4 protein-coding genes are annotated in these 5,534 nt (G+C 66.2%); all 4 read right to left on the reverse strand.

Features of this window, described 5'->3' with window-relative positions; all coding sequences use genetic code 11:
- Positions 1-93: 93 nt before the first annotated feature.
- Genes AB0G14_RS34440 through AB0G14_RS34455 form a run of 4 tightly spaced genes read right to left on the reverse strand, consistent with a single transcriptional unit; the run spans position 94 to position 4,412 of the window.
- A complete protein-coding gene (locus tag AB0G14_RS34440; protein ID WP_357704779.1) occupies positions 94-1,320 on the reverse strand; it encodes a beta-ketoacyl-[acyl-carrier-protein] synthase family protein in 1,227 nt (408 codons plus the stop codon).
- Positions 1,320-1,550: a phosphopantetheine-binding protein gene (locus AB0G14_RS34445; RefSeq protein WP_357704781.1), complete on the reverse strand. Its 231-nt coding sequence runs from the start codon at positions 1,548-1,550 to the stop codon at positions 1,320-1,322. Before AB0G14_RS34445 ends, AB0G14_RS34440 begins: the two co-directional genes overlap by 1 nt.
- Before the next feature lie 2 nt (positions 1,551-1,552).
- On the reverse strand, positions 1,553-2,590 hold the full coding sequence (locus tag AB0G14_RS34450; RefSeq protein WP_357704783.1) for a beta-ketoacyl-ACP synthase III: 1,038 nt from the start codon (positions 2,588-2,590) through the stop codon (positions 1,553-1,555).
- Positions 2,580-4,412, reverse strand: a complete 1,833-nt coding sequence (locus tag AB0G14_RS34455) for an acyl-CoA dehydrogenase (protein WP_357704785.1) — start codon at positions 4,410-4,412, stop codon at positions 2,580-2,582. Before AB0G14_RS34455 ends, AB0G14_RS34450 begins: the two co-directional genes overlap by 11 nt.
- Between the last annotated feature and the right edge of the window lie 1,122 nt (positions 4,413-5,534).

Genomic DNA, 5,534 nt, shown 5'->3' on the forward strand with positions numbered 1-5,534 from the left:
GAGCAGAACCTCCAACAGCCCACCGGCTGCGATCACCAGCCTGCCGCACACGCCCTGGCCGCATAACCCCCGAAGGACTTACGCCCTGAACCACTAAGCGTCGCGGCTGAACAGCAAAGCGGCGTTCTGGCCGCCGAACCCGCAAGAGTTGTTGATGGCGAGGCTCATGCGCCGTGGCTGGACCGCGCCCGTCGCGATCTCCACAGGGATATCCGGATCGAGCTTTTCCACGTTTGCCGTCGGAGGGACACACTGGTTCTTCAAAGCCAGCAACGTGTAGACAGCCTCGACCGCCCCCGTCGCGCCGAGCATGTGCCCGGTCACACCCTTCGTGGAGGTGACGACGACGCCGTCACCGAAGATTCGCCAAAGCGCCATGGCCTCCGTGAGGTCGTTGAGTGGGGTGCTGGTGCCGTGTGCGTTGGCATGTCCGACGTCACCGGGCTCTGCACCGGCGTCAGCCAGCGCGGCGCGCATCGCCTGCTCGGTTCCCCGCCCGTCCGGCTCTGGCGCGGTCACGTGGTGAGCGTCGGCGGAGGCTCCATATCCGGCCAGGTATCCATGTACGTCAGCCCGGCGTGCGTGCGCATCGTCCACACGTTCCATCACGAGCACCGCGGCGCCTTCACCGGCGACGAATCCGTCACGGGCGGCGTCGAACGGACGCGACGCTCGCGCCGGCTCGTCGAGCCTGCGGGACAGCGCGCCCAACCGCGCGAAGCCCGCCATGAACAGGGGGTTGACCGCAGCTTCGGCGCCACCGGTGACGGCGACGTCGCACGCGCCGGATAGTAGCAAGTACCGCGCCATCCCGATTGCGGTGGTGCCGGCGGCGCAAGCCGTGCACGTGACGAGATTCGGGCCGGTGGCATGGAAGTCGATCGCGAGCTGGCCCGCCACCATGTTGGGAAGCAGCATCGGCAGGGCGTGCGCTGACACCTTGGCGGAACCGTGACCGATCAGCCGTTGGTGCTGGGTGTAACTGGAGCCGGGACCGCCGGCTCCAGTACCCATTACGACGGCCACTCGGGCACCATCCCACGTTTCATGATCGAGGCCGGCGTCCGCCAGCGCCTCGGCCGCCGCGACGAGGGCGAACTGCACGTGCCGGTCCAGCCGGCGCGCGTGGGTGGCGCCCAGCCTCGCCACCGGCTCGAAACCCGGCACCCGGCAGCTGATATCGATGGGAAGGTCGGCGAGTTCGGGGTCGCGTGCTGCCGCGGAGCGGCCGCCGCAGATGCGCTGCCAGTTCTCACCGACTCCGATACCGGCGGGAGTGACCAAGCCAAGGCCAGTGACCGCCACGGTGCGGCTGGACATTAGGCGCTTGTGCCCTTGCTCTCGATCCGTCGCAGCAGATCGCCCACTGTGGTCAGCTCACTCATCTCCTCGTCGCTCAGGTGGACATTCAGGGCCTCGCCGAGTGCAGCCCCGAACTCCACCATGTCGAGCGAGTCCTGCAGCAGGTCCTCAAGCTCGGCGTCCGGGTGGACGTCCGTCGGCTGGGCCTCGAACTGCTCCACAAGCAGATCGCGAATTGTGTCGAGCATTACTACCTCCCGTAACTGTTGGGAAGGCTGATCTGTGGCCAGACCAGCGTGGTTGATCCCCAGGTCAGGCCACCGCCGAATCCGGTGACCAGCACGCGATGACCGGGTTGAATGGTGCCTTTGGCCATGGCGTCGACGATGGCGATCGGGATCGAGGCGGCCGCCGTGTTGCCGAGCCGGTCGATGTTGACAATCACGCGGTCCATGGGCACGGCGAGGTGCTTGGCGACGGCCTTAATAATGCGGATATTGGCCTGGTGGGGGACTACCCGGTCGACGTCGGCCGGTGTCCAACCAGCGCGCCGCAGCGCCAGCAGGGCGGAGGAGGTCATCCGATCCACGGCGTGGCGGTACATGTCCTTACCCGCCATTGCGAGGAAATGGTCTCCGGCCTTTTCCGCCGCCTTTTGTCGTGATCCGCCGGCCGGGACCGCCGCGAGGTCGCTGTTGTGGCCGTCGCTGCCCAGGTCGAACGGGCCGAGGGCCCCGGGCTCGCTCGACCTGCCGCGCCGCAGCACGAACGCGCCCGCGCCGTCGCCGAAGATCGGCGCAGTTGACCGGTCGAGCGGATCGACAATGGTCGAGAAGGTGTCGGCGCCGATCATGAGGACGCTGCCGGAAACGCCAGCGGCGATCAGGCCTGCCCCGGTGGCAAGCCCGTACAGAAAGCCGCTGCAGACGGCGTTGACGTCGAACGCGGCGACGCCGGTGAGGCCGAGGCGTGATGCGACCTCGGGAGCGGTGGACGGACAAACGCGGTCGGGTGTGGTGGTGGCGACGACGACTGAGCCGACTTCGTTCAGACCCGCTGACTCCATGGCCAGCCGTCCCGCCTCGACGGCCAGATCAGACGTCGCTTCGCCCGGCTTGATGATGTGCCGCTGCCCAATTCCTGTTCGCCGCCGGATCCACTCGTCGGAGGTGTCCATCCGGCGCGCCAGGTCGTCGTTGGTCTCGACGTGCAGGGGCACCGCCGCGCCCGCACCGCACACCACCGCCGCGCGGCTCTCAGCTGGGTTGAATCCTGCCTCAACGGACATGAGGGACACTCCCGTACTGGCTGAGTATGTCCTCGTAGTGGGCGACGTAGTCTGATGCCGCGATGGGCGCCTGCAGCATGCTGTTCGGTATGCCGAAGGCCTCCACCATGGCGGCTGAGTGCGGTGTCACGTCGGCGCACAACGAGTCGACGAAGTCCGGGATCTGCCGGACGTGGTCTGCGGTGATCAGGCCTTCGGCGAGGAACCAGCCAGAGTCCCGGCCGAGTTCCTGCACCGCGTACAGCCGAGCGAGCAACGCCAGGGCATGCTGTGCCGCGGGGTCTGACGTCCGTTCGATCGCGGCGCAGAATTCCCGTAGCGCCAGACGACCGCCGTAGGCGCGTCCTAGCCGCAGCGCCAGGTTGGCCGAGTCGTTAGCGACCTCGAAGCGGGTGCGGGACTTGTCGCGCTGGTGCCGGGTGCGGCGGTTCAGTTCGCCGTGCAGCAACGCCTCGCGTTGCTCAAACAACGACAGCAGCCAGTCAAGGTCGTCCAATTGCCGGCCCTGCGGGGGCAGTGAGCTGATCGGCGGAGGCTCGTAGGACCTGCCTCGGGTCATTTCTTGCGCCGCTTTGAGCAGGATGACCTGGTTGTCACCTTCGGCGGTGACGGCGCCCTGATTCGTGATGATGTAGTCGGCGACCCGGTTGGCCGCGAATAGTCCTTGGGCCCCGCACCGTTCCCGGCACTCCCGGAAGACGTCGGCAGCGCCCCAGGTGCAGAGTGCCTTGGTTGCGGTCAGGATCCGCTCGATCTCGGGGTCGAGGTCGTCGGCGCGCCCTAGCCAGGCGTGCTTGGCGTGGTTGACCAGAAAGGTCATCGCGTAGGTGAGCGCCAGGGCGCCGAACAGGCTAGCTTTGTGCGTCCGGTAGGCGATGACCGGCACGGTTTCCCCAGAGGCGCCGAACGTCATTCGCTGGTGCGCGTACCGGAGCGCGATATAGGTGCTGGCCCGGGCCATGGCGACGTTGGCCGCGGACAACATGAGCTTGCCAAACCCCACCCGCCGCATGGAGTTAAGGAAACGACCGCGGCGTAGAGCGAGCGTGCTGGTGAAGGTGCCGCCCGCGGTGAACTCGCCGTGCGGTCCGGCGAGCAGGTTGGCGCGGGGAACACGCACCTGGTCGAAGGAGGTGATTGCGTTGTCCAGCGACCATCCGGACTTCTCTGGCAGCGGAAAGATCGTGATGCCCGGGCACGGTCCGTCCACGTCGCGGACTCGTACTATGAAGGGGAAGACCCCGTGGTTGAGTCCGTCCACAATCAGCTGCGCCATCACCACCGCGATCTTGGGTACGCCCGGATGTGCGGTGTTGGGCATGAATTTCCGGGCCTGTGGGCTCGGGGTGTGGATGACGAACTCCTCGGTATCGCGGTCGTACACCGCCTTGGTTTCCAGCGACGCAACGTTGTTGCCATAGCCCAGTTCGGTGGCGAGGAAGACGCCCGTCGAGCTCATGTCGTCCAGCTCGGTGAGGTATCCGTCGATTTCAGCCCGGCCACCCCCGGCGTCGAGCATCGTACCGATGCAGAGGTTGTAGTGAATGCTTGCCAGCGCGAGTAAGCTGCCATCGGCGATGCCACTCCACTCGGTCACCGCCAACAGCCGGGCAGGGTCTTGGACCAGCGCCCTGCCAGGTCCGGTGTGAGTGTTGAGAAACCGCAGGCGATCGTAGGTAATCTGACACTGCTGTGCCGTGGTCAGCCCGTCGCTGCGGCGGAAAATGTCGTCGTGGAAGAGTTTGCAGAGCGGGCCGTGAAGCTCCTCGTAGCGTCCCTCGTAGAGGGATTCACGTAGTCCGTCTTCAAGTGACCGAAACAAGGCGTTTCCTCAAGTTGGTGCTTCCCGGCTATGCGACTTACTGCAGGCTGTTGTCGAGACGGCCCCTTGGCGTGCAAGGACAGCCTTTATCGCGAGCTGGAAAAGTGCACGGTGGCGTTGTGCTTCTCTGGGTCAGAGTTCGAGAGCCGGCCGGCAGCGCCAAAGCCGGCGCAGGCGCATCACACGCGCGATTAGCCGGCTGCGACATTGATTTCAGGCTTACGGCACTGGGCGTTTCTATAGGATGGACCACTACGAGCTCGCGGTTCGCGAATCGGCCGGGGACTAGTCGGCCCTGACGTGTGGGGCTGCCCCGATCGGAGAGGTCGCCGTGCGGCGGGCCAACGGGTTGCGGCAGCGGGCCGGGCGGAGACACCAGACGACGTCAGGTACACGGTGGTCATGGTCTGAGTCGATCATGAACTGGAACGGATAGCGGAGCGCTGCACGGGCCATGCTGGGTGGTGCTAGGGCTCGCGCACGGAGGGGTACGGCGCATGGACGAGACAGTAGCCACGGTCGATGTTGCTCCGCATCCCCGGTTTGGAGGACCCTTGTCGTCAAAAGTGGGACGTGTCCCGTCATCGCGGACTACTACTGGTGGTCCAAGGTGTCTCCTGCCTGCTAGCGATCTTCGGTCGCCAGCAGGCCATGCGTCGCATGAGATTTTGCTGCTCGGGTGGGGTGGACGCGAGGCGGCCAGCGCCTGATCCGTCCGTACGTTGTGGACACGACCTCGGATCTGGCGGTGGCCGCGTGCCACAGCCTAAACCTGGCCTGCTGGCAGCGGGTCCTGGCCGGGGCGCTTGGGTGTTTCGGGGGCCGGTTCGGGCGGGTGGAGCCGCGCCGTGGGCTGCGGCGTTCGCGACCGGGCTCCTGGCAGCTGGCCGAGCGGGCCGGGCACACCCGGCCGGACGCGATACAGCGGCTGCCGTAACGGATGGTGTGGACTTCGCCGCCGTCCGTGACGACCTGGGGGTGCTGGCGGGAGAAATCGTCAAGTCCTGTGGATGACGTGTCTACTTCGCGGGAGCAATAGTCAAGACTTGTGGATGAGAAATCTTGATCAGGCGGCTGCGGCGTCGGTCGTGTCGAGTTCGGCGGTGGGTCGTTCGACGAGTT

Origin of the sequence: Micromonospora sp. NPDC023814 (genome assembly GCF_040639595.1) — a bacterium.
GTDB lineage: Bacteria > Actinomycetota > Actinomycetes > Mycobacteriales > Micromonosporaceae > Micromonospora.